Here is a 16,801-nt window from a genome sequence, read left to right as displayed (position 1 = left end):
TATGAAATTCGATACTCCCGCCGGCACCAATCCCATCGATCAGCTCACTGTCGTCGGCAAGCCCGTCGACCGTATCGATGGGCCACTCAAGACCACCGGGCAGGCCCCGTATGCGTACGAACATCACGACTTGCCGGGCCAACCCGCCTACGGGCACGTGGTGGGTGCAGGCATCGCCAAGGGCACCATCCGCAGCATCGATCTGAGCGCGGCGCGCAAGGCGCCCGGCGTGCTGGGCATCGTGACTGCGCAGAACGCAGGCAAGCTGCAAAAGGGCAAGTTCAACACCGCCAAGTTGTTGGGCGGCCCCGAGATCGCGCATTACCACCAGGCCATTGCCGTGGTGGTGGCGGAAACCTTCGAGCAAGCACGTGCGGCCGGCCAGTTGATCAAGGTCGATTACGGTCGTCACGTTGGCGCCTACAATCTGGAAAAGGCCCGTGCCGGCGCCAAGGTGACCAAGAAGGGCGACGCGCCCAACAGCAATGTCGGCGACTTCGACGCTGCCTTCGCGTCGGCGCCAGTGCAGCTGGATGCCGAATACACCACACCCGATCATTCCCACGCGATGATGGAGCCGCACGCATCGATCGCCATGTGGGAGGGCGACAAGCTCAGCGTGTGGACCTCCAATCAGATGATCAACTGGGGTGCCGGCGATCTGGCCAGGACGCTGGGCATCCCGCGCGAAAACGTGCGGATCATGTCGCCGTACGTCGGCGGTGGTTTCGGCGGCAAGCTGTTCCTGCGTGCCGATGCAGTGCTGGCATCGCTGGCGGCCCGTCAGGTCGGACGTCCGGTCAAGGTCATGCTGCCGCGGCCGCTGATCGCCAATAACACCACCCATCGCCCGGCCACGGTGCAACGTATCCGGCTTGGTGCCGGGCGCGACGGCAAGCTGACCGCGATTGCACATGAGAGCTGGTCGGGCGACCTGCCCGACGGCAGCCCGGAAATTGCCGCGGCACAGACGCAGTTGCTGTACGCCGGTGCCAACCGCCTGATTACCACGCGCCTGGCCGTGCTCGATCTGCCCGAAGGCAACGCGATGCGCGCGCCGGGCGAGGCGCCGGGATTGATGGCGCTGGAGATCGCGATGGACGAGATGGCCGAAAAGCTGGACATGGATCCGGTCAAGTTCCGCATCGTCAACGACACCCAGGTGGACCCGGAAAATCCGCAGCGGCCGTTCTCGCAGCGTCAGTTGGTCAAGTGCCTGGAAGATGGTGCAAAGCGATTCGAATGGTCCAAGCGCAAGGCCAAGCCGGCCAGCACGCGCGACGGTCGTTGGCTAGTCGGCATGGGCGTTGCCACGGCGTTTCGCAATGCGCCGGTCATGACTTCCGGCGCACGCATGCGGCTGGAGCAGGGCGGGCGCGTGGTGGTGGAAACCGACATGACCGATATCGGAACCGGCTCCTACACCATCATTGCGCAGACCGCTGCGGAAATGCTCGGCGTCCCGCTCAACTGGGTGGACGTGCGCCTGGGCGATTCGAGCTTCCCGGCCTCTGCGGGCTCCGGTGGGCAATGGGGCGCGAACAGCTCCACCGCAGGCGTCTATGCAGCCGCAGTCAAATTGCGCGAAGCGGTAGCCAAGCAACTGGGCCTGGATCCGGCCGCTGCCGAATTTGCCGATGGCCATGTGCGTGCCGGCGGCAAGCGCGTCGCGCTCGGCGATGCCGCGGCTAACGGCGCGCTGGTGGTGGAAGACAAGATCGAATTCGGCGACCTCAGCAAGACGCATCAACTCTCCACCTTCGGCGCGCATTTCGTCGAGGTGGGCGTGGATGTGGCCACCGCCGAAGTGCGCATCCGGCGCATGCTTGCCGTGTGCGCCGCGGGGCGCATCCTCAATCCCAAATCTGCGCGCAGCCAGGTCATCGGCGGCATGACCATGGGCGCCGGCGCGGCACTCATGGAAGAGCTGGCAGTGGACAAGCGCCTGGGCTTCTTCGTCAACCACGACCTGGCCGGTTATGAAGTGCCGGTGCATGCGGACATCCCGCATCAGGAGGTGGTGTTCCTGGAAGAAAGCGACCCATTGTCGTCGCCGATGAAGGCCAAGGGCGTGGGTGAGCTGGGCATCTGCGGCGTGGCAGCGGCGATCGCCAACGCGGTCTACAACGCAACCGGCGTGCGGGTGCGCGACTACCCGGTGACCCTGGACAAACTGCTGCCGCACCTGCCCGAGATGCTGCGCGCGTGAGCGCGGTGGTTGCCCCGGTCACGCATGTGCCGTCGGCATGGCCGGCATGGCCGGGCTACGCGTTGCTCGACGATTTGTTGCCAACGCTGAGCGCCTGGCACCGTGCGGGGCAGCGCGTGGCGATGGCGACCTTGATCGATGTGCAAGGCTCCTCCCCGCGCCCGCTGGGGAGCGAAATGGCCATCTGCGCCGATGGGAGCGTGGCAGGCTACGTCTCAGGCGGCTGCGTCGAGGCGGCGGTGGCGCATGAGGCCATGGAAGCGCTGCGCGATGGTCAGCCGCGTTGGCTGGATTATGGCGAAGGCAGCCAAGTGCTGGACATCCAGCTCAGCTGCGGCGGGCGTATCGGCGTGCTGGTATGGCCGGTGCCGGATCTGGGCGAACACCTCGCACGTTGGCGTAACGCGCGCCAGCACCGGCGCGCATTTCATGTGGCCTTGGATCGTGCGTCCGGGACGGTGCGTTACCTGGCAAATGCACAGGACGCACATGCGGGCGAATTCGTGCGCACCCATCGTCCGCCGTTACGGCTGGTGCTGGTGGGGGCCGACCCATCACTACTGGCGTTGGTGTCGTTGTCCAGCCAGATGGGCATCGAAGTGCGCGTGTTGCGGCCGCATGGCCCTGGCGAACCCCCGCCGGGCTTGGCGTCCGAGCACTACGACCGGCGCGCGTTGGGCGATGCGCTGCAGGACCTGCATCTGGATGCCGATACTGCGCTGTATAGCCTGGCCCACGATGCCGAGATCGATCTGCAGGTTGCGCGGCGCGGCTTGGCATCTCCTGTCGCCTGCATCGGCATCCTCGGCAGCCGGCAGAAGCGCGAAGGTCGTTTACAGGCGTTGCGCGCGCTTGGATACAGCGACGCCTCGCTCGCACGTCTGCGTTTGCCGGCGGGCTGGCGCATGGGGCGCTCGGCGCCACACACCATCGCGCTCGGCATCATCGCCGAAGCCACGCAGGCGGTGGCGGATGTGCAGGTCGTCACGGCAAGCCGCTAAGTCGCGGGCTGCTGCTTCCGCGGGCGTGAGTCATCAAGGCGCATTGCAGCCGGTCGAGTGATAGACGGCTACCTTCGAGCAGTATCGTGACTGGCTTCCGACAGCACGCAGCAATCTTCATCGCAATTGGCAAGACTTCGCTTCTACAACGGTGGCACGCGCAAGGTGTGGTCACCTCGCACGCACAGCCCGCGCTCTAGGCTGCAGCTGTCTTCCAATCAAGTAGCACGTCGCCATGACCCTTGTTCCGGATCGCCACGTCGACGTCTCGCGTGATGCCGTTCGCGTCAGTTCTCTCGCCGCCATTCGTTTCGCGCATGGAGAGGTCGGCGAAAATCGCGGAGCTCTCGCCGTCTCGCAAGCGACACCTTCCTTGGTCGCCGCCGCGCCAGCAGCGTGCTGCCCATGAGTGGCGATCACGCGGCACTGGTGCTGGGCGCCGGGGCAGGGCGCCGGCTTGGCCGCTCGAAGCAATTGTTGATGCGCGACGGCGAGCCGCTGCTGCGCCGCGCCGCACGCATTGCATTACTGACTGCGCCGCGCCGCTGCGTGGTCGCGCTGGGTGCCGATGCCGATACGTTGAGCGAGCTGTTGCAGGATCTGGATGTCGAAATACTCCGGCATCCCGACTGGGCCGAGGGCATGGGTTCCAGCCTGGCCGCGTTGCGCCGGCATGTGCAGGGCGACCAGGCGTTGCGACGCAGCCTGATCCTGGGGTGCGATCAGCCTGCGCTGGATGCCCCGCATTTGCGCTCCCTGCTGGAAGAAGCCGATCGCGCCGTCTCCGGGTGTGCAACCAGTGGCTACAGCGGCGTGCGCGGCATTCCCGCGGTGGTCACGCATGCGGCCTGGGCGGATGTTCCGTTGCGGGCCGATAGCGGCCTGCGCGGCCTGTTCGCCAGCCTCGACCTGCAGAGCCTGGGGTGCGTCAGCGCCCCGGCGTTGGCGCTGGATATCGATACCCCTGCCGATCTGGCCGCCGCGCAGCAGCGCGGCTGGGTCGATGCGGACTGAGACGCCATGACGGGTACGCACCCAGATCTCTGGCAGCCTGTGCCCTGACACGACAGGCGCGGCGGCCGCGCGTAAACGGTAGGCACTGTCGCTACACGCACGAACGCTGGCACGACCGGTGCCGATCCCCGACACCGGTCCAGGTGCGTTACCTAGTCTTTGCGCCCACCAACTGACGTGCCCGGCCGACGCGTTCAACCATGCATCAGCCTTACGACCACAGCACGACCGCTTCCCTGATCACCAACACATAGCCAATCACCATGGCGGTCTTGACCGAAAACTGGAATTTCCTAAGCAGATGCATGCAACCCCTCCCCAGAGGCAGTCTTCAAGAGCGACTGATCACCCACTGCGCACCGTCCGCGCTCGTCTGACGGTTGCTGATGACGCGGCGTTCACCAGTCCTGACCGAATGTAGCGCTGGACGTGATGTGTGTCACGTAAGAATTTTCCTACCGCCCTGCCAGTGTCAGCCCGACGGCATCGGCATGCGTAAAAGAACATCCTGGCTATGCCGGACGCGGGGCCATTGGCTACTCTCCCGCGGCCCCTTGAGTAAGGGCGCGCCGGCATACCGGACGGGAGAAGGCATTCCCATTCCTCGCGCATTGCGGCCCTACGCCCCGTGCGCCTCGCTCGACCGCTATACGCACTGGCCGGAGGCCTGATGGACGAGTCTCGTTATGTCGTACGTATCCACCCCGCACAGGGCGGCTGGTGGGTAACCCGCCCGCACTGGTCGCCGTTGCGGTATCTGCGCGAACAGGGCGCGCTGGACTTTGCCGAACTGATGGCGAAGCTGCACTGCCTGACCACCGGCCAGCCCAGCGGCGTGGTGGTCAACACCGGCGGCGGCGATCGGGTGGTGCGGCGCTACGGCTGAGGCCGTGAAGAACCGGACCGCTTGCTGCAGGTAAGTCCTTGCCAACGGTGGCGGTTATCCGCAGCCGTGCCGGGTTTGCGCAGACGTCCGGGTCGGCTAGATTCGAGGGATCGGCCACCTTGGTCCGGTCCGCACTCTGGCGGCTACTCTTCTGGATGTCCGCCTGTCGTGAATGCTGCCGGTGCTGCGCTGATTCAAAACGATATTGTCGTGTTCGGCCTGATCGCCGCCACCCTGGGCGCGGTGTTCTGGACGTCCGCGCGTGAGCGAGGGTTCTGGCGGCGCTTCTACGCATTGGTGCCGGCCTTGTTGCTGTGTTATCTGCTGCCCGGCATCTACAACACGGCCGGTTTGATCGACGGTGCCAACACACGGTTGTACAACCCGATCGCCCGCGACGTGCTGCTGCCTGCCGCGTTGATCCTGCTGACCTTGAGCATCGACCTGCGCGCGATCCTGCGGCTCGGTCCCAAGCTGGTGGCCATGTATCTGGGCGCATCGCTGAGCATCATGCTGGGTGCGGTGGTGGCGTTCTGGGTGATGGGCTGGCTGCATCCGGCCACCGTGGCCGGGGACACCTGGGCCGGCATGGCAGCGCTGGCGGGCAGCTGGATCGGCGGGGGCGCCAACATGCTGGCGATGCGCGAAGTGTTCGATGTGGACGCAACCACGTTCGGGCAGTTCGCCGTAGTCGATGTCGGGGTGGGCTATGTGTGGATGGCGGCGCTGATCTTCCTGGCCGGCCGCGCGCGCAAGATCGACGCACGCAGCGGTGCTGACACCCAGGCGCTGGACGCCTTGCAGGAGCGCATGGCGCGCTTCCAGGCCGAGCATGCGCGCATTCCCAGCTTGGCCGACCTGATGGTGATCGTGGCGGTGGCGTTCGGCGGCGTCGGCCTTGCGCATGCCCTGGCCAATCCTCTTGCCGCGTGGTGCAAGGCGCAGTTGCATTGGGCCAGCCAGTTCAGTCTGGACACGCCGTTCGTGTGGGTGGTGGTGCTGGCGACCAGCCTGGGCCTGCTGCTGAGCTTCACCCGTGCGCGCACGCTGGAGGGCGCGGGCGCGTCCAAGATCGGCACCGTGCTGCTGTATTTCCTGATCGCCTGCATCGGCATGCAGATGGATCTGCTGGCGCTGCTGGACCGGCCATGGTTGTTCCTGCTCGGCCTGATCTGGATTGCCGTGCACATCGCGGTGTTATGGGGGCTTGGCCGGTTGTTGCGGGTGCCGTTCTTCTATTTTGCGATCGGCTCGCAATCGAATATCGGTGGCCCCGCCTCCGCGCCGGTGGTGGCCGCGGCGTTTCACCCGGCATTGGCGCCGGTCGGTGTGTTGCTGGGCACGATGGGCTATGCCACGGGCACCTATCTGGCCTATCTGGTCGGCATCACCTTGCGGACGATGGCGGGCGCTGGGTAACGCGCGCTGCAACCTGCAACGCCACGACTCCGCGACTGGGTGCGGGTATTACGCTGTCGTGCAATCGCCAGGGCGGCCGGGCGATGCTGGGCCTTGCGCCATGTGGCGCGCCAGCATGGCGCCTCTGCGCACCGTGCGCGATTGGCTGACGACTCCTGTGACACGGCATCAGTTGCGTCGCGCCAGGTTCGAAGACGCGCGCGATTCTCAAAGACACGCTCCACTGCGCGAAGCCGACAGCGATTGCGCCCGACCTGGACGCGCTGCTGCCAGCCATGGGCAAGGCAAAGAGTCGCCCGCACATTGCGCGGGCCACCGGAGCCTTACTGCTGAATCACCCGGCGCTGTTCTTCCTGCTGTTGCGGCGGCTGTTGGGTGTGTTGCTGATTGTGCTGTTGCAACTGGCTGACGTTGGTCTGGGCCGGCTCGTTGGCCGCGGACGCCGTCTGCACATGGCTGCGCAGATGGGCCGGGTCGTCCATGCGCCCCTGTACCGCAATCAGGCTGTCGCCGTCACGGTTGGGCACCAGGTGATCGATGCGCTGCAAGCCATCGTTGCCTGCACGCGCGGCCACGCTGGCGGCGGTATTGAGAAACGCGGTGTCGTCGCGCAGCCCCAGGCGGTCGCGTTGTCCATCCAACTTCACGACCGCGTCGTTGAATAGCTGGCTGCCGGGCTGCAATGCATTGCCGCGTGCCTGGTCCTGCAACTGCATGTCCTGCGCCTTCATCACCGAATCGATGCCGTGCAGATCCAGCCGATGCTTGAGCATCATGCCCGGCACCAGGCGCTGGCCGAACGACAACGGGTCCGGCTCGGGCAGCTCGATCTGATGACCGGCCGCATCGGGCATGGCCCATTTGAGCGGAATGCTGTCTTCCTGCAGATGGGTCAGGATTTCGTTCTTGACGTGATAGCCGCGGATCAATTCGCTGTTGGCGTAGTCCTTGGCTGCCGAGGCATCCAGACCTTGCCGCTCCAGCGTGCGGTCGTTGACGCCGGCGGCGTTATAGGTCACTGCCGGAATGTCGTTGACCATTGCCGATGCCGCGGCCAGACCGCCGCCCAGCGAATGCCCGCTGATCACCACCTGGTCGCCGAACGCCTGTTTGGCCTGGCTGCCAAGCTGGATCGCCGACGCGTATTGGGCATCGTCAAAGCCCAGGCCCTGGCCGATATTGTGCTTCCAGTCCTTGCCTTCGTCGGTGCCGCAGAAGCCCAATGCCACCTGCCCCTGATCATTGCGATAGAACGCGGCATCGAAGCCGCTCTTGGCGTCATGCAGCAGGGCAGGGTCGATGCCTGCCTGCTGCAGCGCGCGATCGTCCATGCGCGACCAGCCATTGGGCAGGGCGGCAAATGTTTCGGCGCCGCCGTCGCGTCGTTGGGCGGCAGTGGCGTAAAGGTCTTGCAGCATCGCGGGAAACTGGTGGTCTTCCGGATGCGGTTGTTGCCCGCGCATCGATTCTGCGAACGGGGTGGAAGAGGATTCTGACGGGCTCATGCGCGGCTCCTTGCGTTCGTCATGCGAAAAGCGCGCTTAGCGGCTGCTTTCCACGGGAATGTTGTGGGCGTTCAACCATGCGCGCACCTCCGACCTCACCTGCTGGCCGCTGGCATTGAGCAGGCGGTCCGGCGTGGTGAAGAAATACGCCTGGAAAGTCTTCTGCTGGGCATTGCGCACGGTGGGATCGACACCGGCCTTGAGCAGGGCGAGCACTGCAGGGCTAGCTGCACCACTTTGCGCTGCAAGGTGCAGCAGGCTGTTGCCGGTGTGGTCGACGCGCTGTACATCCGCACCGGCCTTGATCAGCAAATCGATCTGCGCATCGCGCTTGCTCTGCACCGCGCGGAACAGCGGTGTCCAGCCCGCACGCTTGCTCACCACATCGATCGGCGCCTTGTGCTGCAACAAGATCTGCAGATACTCCGGGTCTTGCGCCATGGCGGCCATGTGCACGACCGTTTCCTGGTCCATGCCAGGCAACGACGGATCGGCGCCTGCATCGAGCAATGCGGCCAAGGAACGCGGTTGTTCGTTCCAGATTGCCCATTCGAGCAAGGTGACGTTTTGGTCGCCATGCGCGGCGAGATCGACAGTGGGGGCGAGTGCCTTGATCTGGGCAACATCACCGTGCGCAATGGCCTTGGCGATATCGGTCAGGGCGGGGTCGCGGAAGGCGACGGTGTGGTCCTGCAGCGTAGCTGACATGGTGGTTTGCTCCTTGGCACCGGCTGAGGCGGTGCATGAGACCGCGAAAAACGAGGTCGCAAGAACGAGCAGGGCGGGGAATCGCGGTTGCATCGAAATCTCCTTCTCCTGATCGCATTCCTGATGACGCTGCGGCAAGTCCCGCCGCAGCGGGGCAGATCCTAGCAGCTGCAAAAAACGCTTGCGGTAAGATTTCGTGACATGGCTTTTGTGGCATGACGGTGTGGCGGGCCGCATGCTCGGGGCCGCCTGTCCTGGTAGCGCGCATGCTGCAAACGGTGCAGGTGTTCAGTACGCCAACCTGCTGCCCCACAGCCGACGGTCACACCCAGGCCGGCATAATGGCGCTTTGCGAGCAGATGGGTGCAATGGCGTACGAGCTACTGATCAGTGACTGTGATGGCGTTCTTGTCGACAGCGAGATACTGGCCGACCGGGTAATGCGTGAGGCCCTTGGGTCTTTCGTGCCGAGCGAGCCGCTGGAACAGCTACTGGAAACCACCTTCGGGCAGACCACACGCGAGGTGTTGCGGCGGGTGGAAGAGCGCTTTGCGCTGCAGTTGCCGCAGACTCTGCTCGCGCAGATCCAGGCGCGCAGCGAGGCCTTGATCCAGGCGCAGGTGCAGCCGATCGCGGGCGTACGCGAGGCGTTGGAGCAGATTCCGCTGCCGTTGGCGGTGGCCTCCAATAGCCGGCGCCACAATGTGCTTGCCTCGGTGGAACGGGCCGGGCTCACCGCGCGTGCGGCGGGACGTATTTTCAGCGCCGACATGGTGGAGCGGCCCAAGCCGGCGCCAGACGTGTATCTGCTGGCGGCACGCACCGCCGGCGTAGCGCCGGAGCGTTGCCTGGTCATCGAAGACAGCCCCACCGGTGCAACGGCGGCCGTGACGGCCGGCATGCAGGTGCTCGGGTTTACCGGAGCAAGCCACATTCCACCGGGGCATGGCGACACCTTGCGCCGCATCGGTGTGCTCGAGGTGTTCGACGATATGCGGGATTTGCCTGCGTTGTTTGCGCGGCTGACGCAAAAGCGGGCTGGTTAAGACGGCAGCTTGGTGAGGGGCGTGCGGTGTTCGCGACACGCAGTGAGCCCGTCCCGCAAGCGGCGAGGACACCGCACCGGAGACTTGTTCGGCTGTCTTGTCGAAATACGCTACAGACCAACGTGAGAAGGCCGCGCAGCCAACGCGCGGGCAGTGATTCTGCAGTTGATCGATGGACTTCCCGATCAGTTCGAGTGGTCGCGATTCGAGTCCTAGCCCGATGTGGATGCAGTCAAAAGCCTGGGTCGTCGAGTGCGCGGTGCCCTCACCGCTGGCGGGACACGCCGTGAATCCGTCCATGGAGGCTCGTTGGCGGCATCCATGCCGCCAACGGTCCCGCAAGCGGCGAGGACACCGCACTGGACAGTCGACTGGCGGCTGACGAAGGCAGCGCACTGCCGCGAACAGGTTCCTACACGTGTCGATGGGGTTTTTTGCTGCGGATTGATTGGCCATGACACCCGACAGGCATCGCGACGAAAGCGCATGAGCCAATACGCGATTCGTTTTATCGAGTCTCACAATGCGCTGCTCGTAACGCGCACACCGACCAGCTCGACTGGTTCTTGCCCGCCCACCGTCGCGGGATCTTAGGCGGCATAGGTGCCGCGCAAGAGCTTCCATGGATGGCTTCACGGCGTGTCTCGCGATGGCGGGCGGGCAAGGGCCCTGCAGCACGCCCAGGTCAGCTCCTCTGCAACTGATCTATCGCAGTGCTTGATCACGGCAAGACACGTTTTCATCAGTCGCTCCTAGCCCTTCCAGTGCGCTCGGTCGAGCCAACGCAACAGGGCGCGATTCGCATCGCGCCCTGTTGCGGGTCTACCGCTTGATCCGCCGACTACTTATTCACCAGCCGGCCACATCAACAACACCGAAACCCACTCTTGCCGCCATAGCGCGCATCCTGGCGTTCGCGGAAGAAGGCGGGGTAGTCCATCACCGGTTTGTCGGGATGCTTTTCCAGCATGTGGCGCACGTAGTTGTCGTAGTCGGGAATGCCGCAGCACAGCCGTGCAGTCTGGATCAGGCGCCGCCAGATGCGGCGATGCGCCTGATAGTGACTGGCCAGGACGAGTTGCGTGCCCATTACAGGTCTGCCATCTGGTGCGGCTGCAACGCCACGTACGGGGTTTCGCGGTCGGTGCGTTGCGGGTTGCGGCGTGCCGCCACGATGGTCTTGATCGAATAGATCAGGATCGAGCCGACCACGAACAGGAACAGCACCGTCAGCCCGGTGTTGACGTAGGCATTGGTGACGATCTGCTGCATCTGCGGCACCGTCTTGGCTGGCGCGGTGATGGTATTGCTGGCGATGGCGGCCTGGAACTTGTGCGCTTGCGCCAGGAAGCCCTGCGCCGGGTTGCTGTCGAAGATCTTGATCAGACCCGCGTAGGTCGTGCACAGCAGCAGCCACAGCGCCGGCACGATGGTGACCCAGGCATAACGGTCGCGCTTCATCTTGAACAGCACCACCGTGCCCAGCATCAACGCGATCCCGGCCAGCATCTGGTTGGAGATGCCGAACAACGGCCACAAGGTCTGGATGCCGCCGAACGGATCGATCACGCCGGTGTAGAGCAGGTAGCCCCACAGCGCCACGCAACCGGCGGTGGCGATGATGTTGGCGGTCCACGACTCGGTCTTCTTCAACGCCGGGATGAAGTTGCCCAGCAGGTCCTGCAGCATGAAGCGGCCGGCGCGCGTACCGGCATCCACTGCGGTCAGGATGAACAGTGCTTCGAACAGGATGGCGAAGTGGTACCAGAACGCCATGGTGTCTTCGCCCGGCAGCAACTGGTGCAGGATCTGCGCGATGCCCACCGCCAGCGTCGGTGCACCGCCGGCGCGCGCCAGGATGCTGTGCTCGCCGATATCGCGTGCGGTGGCCTCGAGCACCTGCGGGGTGATCGAAAAGCCCCACTCGCTGATCTTGGCGGCCACCGCCACGGTGTCGGTGCCGACCAGCGAAGCCGGGCTGTTCATGGCGAAATAGATGCCAGGCTCGATGATCGACGCGGCCACCAGCGCCATGATCGCCACGAACGATTCCATCAGCATGCCGCCGTAGCCGATGTAGCGCATGTGGCCTTCGTTGGCGAGCAGCTTGGGCGTGGTGCCGGAGGCGATCAGTGCATGGAAACCGGAGACCGCGCCGCAGGCAATGGTGATGAACAGGAACGGGAAGATGCCGCCCTTCCACACCGGGCCGTCGCCGGTGGAGGCAAATTGCGTGAGCGCCGGCATCTTCAGGTCCGGCATCACGACCAGGATGCCGATCGCCAGCGCCAGGATGGTGCCGATCTTGAGGAAGGTGGACAGGTAGTCGCGCGGTGCCAGCAGCAGCCACACCGGCAGCACCGAGGCGACGAAGCCATAGCCGATCAGCATCCAGGTGATCTGCTTGGCGGTGAAGGTGAAGGCCGGGCCCCAGGTCGGGTCCGCCGCCACCTTGCCGCCCAGCCAGATCGCGCCCAGCAGCAGGATCAACCCCACCACCGAGATCTCGCCGATCTTGCCGACGCGGATGTAGCGCATGTACACGCCCATCATGATCGCGATGGGCATGGTGGCGATGACGGTGAACATGCCCCACGGGCTTTCCGCCAGCGCCTTGACCACCACCATCGCCAGCACCGCCAGGATGATGATCATGATCAGGAAGGCGCCGAACAGGGCGATGGTGCCGGGCACCTGGCCCATTTCCTCGCGCACCAGATCGCCCAGCGAGCGGCCGTTGCGACGGCTGGACAGGAACAGCACCACGAAGTCCTGCACCGCACCGGCGAACACCACGCCGACCACCAGCCACAGCAGCCCGGGCAGGTAGCCCATCTGCGCGGCGAGCACCGGGCCGACCAGGGGCCCGGCGCCGGCGATGGCAGCAAAGTGATGGCCGAACAGCACGTGCTTGTTGGTGGGCACGTAATCCAGGCCGTCGTTGTTGGCGACCGCCGGGGTGGCGCGGGTGATGTCCAGCTGCATCACCTTGTCGGCGATGAACAGGCTGTAGAACCGGTAGGCGATCAGGTAGATCGACACCGCCGCCACCACGATCCATAACGCGTTGATATGCTCGCCACGCCGCAGCGCGACGGTGCCCAGGCAGAACGCGGCCAGCAGCGCCAGCGCGCCCCAGGCCAGCTTCGAGAACCCTTTCATGCATGCCCCTCAGGAACGATTCGTTCAAGGGTCCACCCACGCCCGGCCGCGGTCAATGCCAGGCGGGCGCAACGGGTTAGAACTTTGGTCGTAGAGTGCTGCGGTCACGGATCGGTTAGGGGCGCTGGCGCTGGCGGCGTTTGGAACGATCGGTTGCAATGGTCGCGGTTGGGCGGCGGCCCGCGCGCACCCATCATTGGCGCTTCGCCACAGGGCACAGGGACAAGCGATGAGCACCACGACCACCACAGCAGCGCATGTACTGCGCACCATTCGCGGCATGCCGACTTCCGACGGGGCCGGGGTCAAGCTGACCCGCGTCATCGGTACGCAGCAGCTGCCGGAGCTGGACCCGTTCCTGATGCTGGATGAATTCGGCACCGACAAGGCCGAAGACTACCTGGCCGGTTTCCCCAGCCACCCGCATCGCGGTTTCGAGACCGTGACCTACATGCTCGACGGACGCATGCGCCACAAGGACAACCACGGCAACGAAGGCCTGCTGACCCCGGGCAGCGTGCAGTGGATGACTGCCGGGCGCGGGCTGATCCATTCGGAAATGCCGGAGCAGGAATCCGGGCGCATGCGCGGCTTTCAGTTGTGGGTGAACCTGCCGGCGCGCGACAAGATGACCGACCCCAAGTACCAGGAGTACGCACCCGACCATATTCCGGTGGCGCACCCGGCGCCCGGCGTGACGGTCAAGGTGATTGCCGGTGCGGTGGGCGAGGTGGTCGGGCCGATCGTGCAGCTCGCCACCAGCCCGGTGTACCTGGATATCGCACTGGAACCGAACGTGGAATGGGAGTACCAGCTGCCCAGCGGGCATAACGCGTTCGCGTATGCCTTCGAAGGCGCGCTGACGGTGGGCGAGAGCGACACCGCGCGCGCGTTGCCGGCGCAGCAGCTGGCCGTGTTGGGCGGTGGACAGCGCCTGCGCCTGCACGCCGGTGCCGACGGTGCGCAACTGATCCTGGTCGCCGGCCGCCCGCTCAACGAGCCGGTAATGCGGCACGGCCCGTTCGTGATGAATACCAAGCAGGAGCTGATGCAGGCGTTCGTCGATTTCCAGGAAGGCCGGTTTTGAACCGGCCCGCGTGCAAGAGCGGGAGCCGGCGATGAGTGACCGCCCCGTCAGCGTGCGCACCGGCACGGTGCCGTACACGGTCAGCATCCACGACGGGCTGCACACCTGGAGCGGCGATACGCAGCTGGCCAATGGTGGCAGCGACGCCGGGCCGGATCCCGAATCGCAGGTATTGGGCGCACTGGGCGCGTGCACTGCCATCACGGTGTCGATGGTGGCCGCGCGCAAGCAGTGGCCGCTGACGGCGGTGCACGTGCATCTGCATTACACGCAGCGCGGCGCTGCCGGCACGGCGATCGCCCGCGAGGTGGTGCTCGACGGGGCGCTCGACGACGAGCAACGCGCACGGTTGATGGAGGTGGCCGACAAGTGCCCGATCCATCGCCTGCTTACCGGCGAGGTGCGCATCGACAGTCAGTTGCAGGCCGCTGGCGGCGGTGGAGACACGGCGATTCAATGCGACTGACAGACGCTTGCCGGCGGTCTTCGGGTTCGGTGAATGCGAGATCGGAATCGGAACGGGCGATCTGTCCACGCCGCTTCCGGGCGTACCCCGACCTGCGCTACTGCTCCAACATTCGCAACCGTGGGCGATCTCCAACGGGTCGCCGCACGTGGTGGCCGGCGGATTCGAAATCGTTGAGCGGCTGCACGCATCCGGCGCGCCTGGTGCATCTGCACGCCGCTTTGAACGTGGCCTCACGCGCGTCGGCGCGACACGCCTGAGGCACCAGCATCCGCGCGCAATGGCGATCTGCGGCCACACGCTAGCGGCAGATATCGTTAGACAATGTGTGCAGCGCGCCGGCAAGCCCGCGCGCTGCAAGGCCGTTACAGCAGCGGCGCGCAGCGCTGTAACGTGCGTTGCGTCAGCGCTGCAGCGCCAGGCTGGCCGGTTGCAGATCCATGTTCTGCACCATCGACTGCATCGAGGCGAGTTCTTCGGTGCTGGCACCATCGATCCACAGCTGCGCGTAGCGCTTCTTGCCCAGTTCGACCACGGTGACGCGGCGCGATTCCATGCCCGGCACGTTGCTGCCGCCGAGGTCGAGCTTGTACCAGTAGAAATCTTCCTGCTGGATCTGGCCCTTTTCGGCGCGGCGGTCGCGTGACAGTGTCATCGCCGGGTCGCGGGTGGTGAGCATCACGCCGACCACCTGCCGACCATCGGCAGTCATGGCCTTGCAGACCAGGTAATCGGCACCGGCGAGCTCGTTCCACTGCAGGCCGGAGGCCGGTGGCAACGGCGGGCAGACCGGCGAGGTCTGGGCATGGGCGGTGGCAGCGGCCAGCAGCAAGCTCAGGCCAACAAGGCAGGATGCAGACTTCATACACGATTCCCCGGCATTGGATGACGATACGGGCGCGCCGATTTCGTGCCGTTGCAGTGCCTCGAACTCCCCGCTCGAGGACTGCCGTCTACGCAGCGCGCTCCGTCTACAAAGCAATCACTACCACAGTTTTGCGAATCGGCTCAAGTGGTGTCGCACATGCGCCTGGCATCGCATGCGCAGCGCGGCACTTCCGTTCCGAGACCTGGTGATTGCGCGTGCCGGTCCACGCGCGCAGCGCACGGTTTCAAGGGTAATTAACCGGTTTTGGGGCCGGTGTTTCGGGCAGCGGAATGAACTCCTTGTCGTCGCCGGGAATGCTGCCGAAGCGGCCTGCCTGCCAGTCGTCCTTGGCCTGCTCGATGCGCTCCTTGGAGCTGGACACGAAGTTCCACCACAGATGACGCGGCCCATCCAGCGGCTCGCCGCCGAGCAGCATCGCCTTGAGCGGGGTCTTGGCGCGCAAGCGGCCGCGGGCGCCGGGCGAGGGCACGATCAGGTGGCGGGCTGGCACGTCCGCGCCATCCAGCTGCGCCTCGCCTTCCAGGATGTACAGAGCGCGCTCGGCGTGCCCGGTGTCCAGATCGAGTTCGGCGTCGGGCGCCAAGTCCAGCGCCACGTTCAGCGTGCCGCTGAACACCTGTACCGGCGATTCCTCGCCATATGCGCGGCCGGCGATCACGCGCAGCCACACGCCGTCGCGGCGCTGCTGCGGCAAGCTTGCCGCCGCGTGGTGATGGAACGCGGGCGCGGTTTCTTCGGCCGAGCGCGGCAAGGCGATCCAGGTCTGCATGCCGTGCAAGGCGTGTTCGCGTGCGCGCTCCGGGCCGGGCGTGCGCTCGGAATGGGCGATGCCGCGGCCGGCGGTCATCCAGTTGACGTCGCCCGGGCGGATCACCTGGTCCGAGCCGAGCGTATCGCGGTGGCCGATTTCGCCGGCCCACAGGAACGTGACCGTGGCCAGGCCGATGTGCGGATGTGGGCGTACATCGATGCCGTGATCCGGCTCCAGCACGGCTGGGCCCATGTGGTCGACGAACACGAACGGGCCGACGCTGCGCGCTTGCAGGGTGGGCACGGCGCGGCGCACCTCCAGTCCGCCGATGTTGTGGACGCGTGGAGCGATCAGGGTGGTCATGCGCGATCTCGCGGAGTTGATGACGTGGGCACGAGCTTCGCATGCGCGGTGGCCGAGGCGGGCGCGTGGCGTAAAACGCAGTGTCCGAGTCATGGCGCTTCATGCGCATCGGAAGAATGCGTCATCGGCGCAGCGACTGGCGCCGCATCGCGAACGCCATGCGGACGCGGCGCGACAGCAGTTCATGGCGACAAAGCCCCTGGTCCTTTGCGGGCAGATGCGTTGCCAATGTGGACATCGTTGGCCGCGCAGACGGCTCATCCAACGCTGCGCCCCGCGACGATGCAGGCCGCAA

General features: G+C 65.5%; 14 protein-coding genes. 8 read left to right on the top strand and 6 right to left on the bottom strand.

The window, feature by feature from the left end:
• Position 1 precedes the first annotated feature (1 nt).
• From paoC to ACCQ00_RS14345, 5 genes are all read left to right on the top strand, one after another.
• Positions 2-2,209: an aldehyde oxidoreductase molybdenum-binding subunit PaoC gene (gene paoC / locus ACCQ00_RS14365; protein ID WP_039570490.1), complete on the top strand. Its 2,208-nt coding sequence runs from the start codon at positions 2-4 to the stop codon at positions 2,207-2,209.
• Positions 2,206-3,210: an XdhC family protein gene (locus tag ACCQ00_RS14360; RefSeq protein WP_039570493.1), complete on the top strand. Its 1,005-nt coding sequence runs from the start codon at positions 2,206-2,208 to the stop codon at positions 3,208-3,210. The genes paoC and ACCQ00_RS14360 overlap by 4 nt, the downstream gene beginning before the upstream one ends.
• A 405-nt stretch (positions 3,211-3,615) precedes the next feature.
• The gene (locus tag ACCQ00_RS14355) at positions 3,616-4,224 is read left to right on the top strand and encodes a nucleotidyltransferase family protein (RefSeq protein ID WP_039570498.1); all 609 of its coding nucleotides are present in this window, start codon (positions 3,616-3,618) and stop codon (positions 4,222-4,224) included.
• A 670-nt stretch (positions 4,225-4,894) separates the two neighbouring features.
• Positions 4,895-5,110, top strand: a complete 216-nt coding sequence (locus tag ACCQ00_RS14350) for a hypothetical protein (protein ID WP_003488147.1) — start codon at positions 4,895-4,897, stop codon at positions 5,108-5,110.
• A gap of 168 nt (positions 5,111-5,278) precedes the next feature.
• On the top strand, positions 5,279-6,529 hold the full coding sequence (locus ACCQ00_RS14345; RefSeq protein ID WP_039583780.1) for a DUF819 family protein: 1,251 nt from the start codon (positions 5,279-5,281) through the stop codon (positions 6,527-6,529).
• 323 nt (positions 6,530-6,852) lie between these two features.
• Here the strand turns inward: ACCQ00_RS14345 and ACCQ00_RS14340 are convergent, their stop codons facing one another.
• Together ACCQ00_RS14340 and ACCQ00_RS14335 are read right to left on the bottom strand one after the other, a co-directional pair.
• Positions 6,853-8,034, bottom strand: a complete 1,182-nt coding sequence (locus ACCQ00_RS14340) for a Tle-like phospholipase domain-containing protein (protein ID WP_039570504.1) — start codon at positions 8,032-8,034, stop codon at positions 6,853-6,855.
• Between the two features lie 36 nt (positions 8,035-8,070).
• Positions 8,071-8,880, bottom strand: a complete 810-nt coding sequence (locus ACCQ00_RS14335; RefSeq protein WP_039570507.1) for an ankyrin repeat domain-containing protein — start codon at positions 8,878-8,880, stop codon at positions 8,071-8,073.
• Positions 8,881-9,083: 203 nt separating this feature from the next.
• Here ACCQ00_RS14335 and ACCQ00_RS14330 point away from each other — a divergent pair, with 203 nt between their 5' ends.
• Complete coding sequence (locus ACCQ00_RS14330; protein WP_017161261.1) at positions 9,084-9,788, top strand: HAD family hydrolase; 705 nt, start codon at positions 9,084-9,086, stop codon at positions 9,786-9,788.
• 865 nt (positions 9,789-10,653) lie between these two features.
• On the opposite strand, the gene ACCQ00_RS14325 is transcribed toward ACCQ00_RS14330, so the two are convergent.
• Both ACCQ00_RS14325 and ACCQ00_RS14320 read right to left on the bottom strand, forming a co-directional pair.
• Positions 10,654-10,878, bottom strand: coding sequence for a YbdD/YjiX family protein (locus tag ACCQ00_RS14325; RefSeq protein ID WP_003488133.1), 225 nt, complete (start codon positions 10,876-10,878; stop codon positions 10,654-10,656).
• Positions 10,878-12,950 carry a carbon starvation CstA family protein gene (locus ACCQ00_RS14320; protein ID WP_008572442.1) on the bottom strand — a complete coding sequence of 691 codons (2,073 nt, stop codon included), beginning with the start codon at positions 12,948-12,950 and terminating at the stop codon, positions 10,878-10,880. The genes ACCQ00_RS14325 and ACCQ00_RS14320 overlap by 1 nt, the downstream gene beginning before the upstream one ends.
• A gap of 229 nt (positions 12,951-13,179) precedes the next feature.
• Here ACCQ00_RS14320 and ACCQ00_RS14315 point away from each other — a divergent pair, with 229 nt between their 5' ends.
• Positions 13,180-14,037: a pirin family protein gene (locus ACCQ00_RS14315; protein ID WP_039570513.1), complete on the top strand. Its 858-nt coding sequence runs from the start codon at positions 13,180-13,182 to the stop codon at positions 14,035-14,037.
• Between the two features lie 31 nt (positions 14,038-14,068).
• Positions 14,069-14,503: an OsmC family protein gene (locus tag ACCQ00_RS14310; protein WP_039570516.1), complete on the top strand. Its 435-nt coding sequence runs from the start codon at positions 14,069-14,071 to the stop codon at positions 14,501-14,503.
• Between the two features lie 403 nt (positions 14,504-14,906).
• Here the strand turns inward: ACCQ00_RS14310 and ACCQ00_RS14305 are convergent, their stop codons facing one another.
• On the bottom strand, positions 14,907-15,368 hold the full coding sequence (locus tag ACCQ00_RS14305; protein ID WP_039570517.1) for a hypothetical protein: 462 nt from the start codon (positions 15,366-15,368) through the stop codon (positions 14,907-14,909).
• Positions 15,369-15,615: 247 nt separating this feature from the next.
• Complete coding sequence (locus ACCQ00_RS14300; protein ID WP_039570520.1) at positions 15,616-16,506, bottom strand: pirin family protein; 891 nt, start codon at positions 16,504-16,506, stop codon at positions 15,616-15,618.
• Between the last annotated feature and the right edge of the window lie 295 nt (positions 16,507-16,801).

This window comes from Xanthomonas sp. NCPPB 3761 (assembly GCF_041475705.2).
GTDB lineage: Bacteria > Pseudomonadota > Gammaproteobacteria > Xanthomonadales > Xanthomonadaceae > Xanthomonas > Xanthomonas phaseoli.
This window is presented reverse-complemented; position numbering and strand designations above follow the sequence as displayed.

Excerpts from the sequence above, each read along its gene's own strand:
- ACCQ00_RS14310 (WP_039570516.1), top strand. The coding sequence starts at position 14,069 with ATGAGTGACCGCCCCGTCAGCGTGCGCACCGGCACGGTGCCGTACACG.
- ACCQ00_RS14305 (WP_039570517.1), bottom strand. The coding sequence starts at position 15,368 with ATGAAGTCTGCATCCTGCCTTGTTGGCCTGAGCTTGCTGCTGGCCGCT.
- ACCQ00_RS14320 (WP_008572442.1), bottom strand. The coding sequence starts at position 12,950 with ATGAAAGGGTTCTCGAAGCTGGCCTGGGGCGCGCTGGCGCTGCTGGCC.
- ACCQ00_RS14350 (WP_003488147.1), top strand. The coding sequence starts at position 4,895 with ATGGACGAGTCTCGTTATGTCGTACGTATCCACCCCGCACAGGGCGGC.
- ACCQ00_RS14330 (WP_017161261.1), top strand. The coding sequence starts at position 9,084 with ATGGCGCTTTGCGAGCAGATGGGTGCAATGGCGTACGAGCTACTGATC.
- ACCQ00_RS14325 (WP_003488133.1), bottom strand. The coding sequence starts at position 10,878 with ATGGGCACGCAACTCGTCCTGGCCAGTCACTATCAGGCGCATCGCCGC.
- ACCQ00_RS14315 (WP_039570513.1), top strand. The coding sequence starts at position 13,180 with ATGAGCACCACGACCACCACAGCAGCGCATGTACTGCGCACCATTCGC.
- paoC (WP_039570490.1), top strand. The coding sequence starts at position 2 with ATGAAATTCGATACTCCCGCCGGCACCAATCCCATCGATCAGCTCACT.
- ACCQ00_RS14340 (WP_039570504.1), bottom strand. The coding sequence starts at position 8,034 with ATGAGCCCGTCAGAATCCTCTTCCACCCCGTTCGCAGAATCGATGCGC.
- ACCQ00_RS14355 (WP_039570498.1), top strand. The coding sequence starts at position 3,616 with ATGAGTGGCGATCACGCGGCACTGGTGCTGGGCGCCGGGGCAGGGCGC.
- ACCQ00_RS14300 (WP_039570520.1), bottom strand. The coding sequence starts at position 16,506 with ATGACCACCCTGATCGCTCCACGCGTCCACAACATCGGCGGACTGGAG.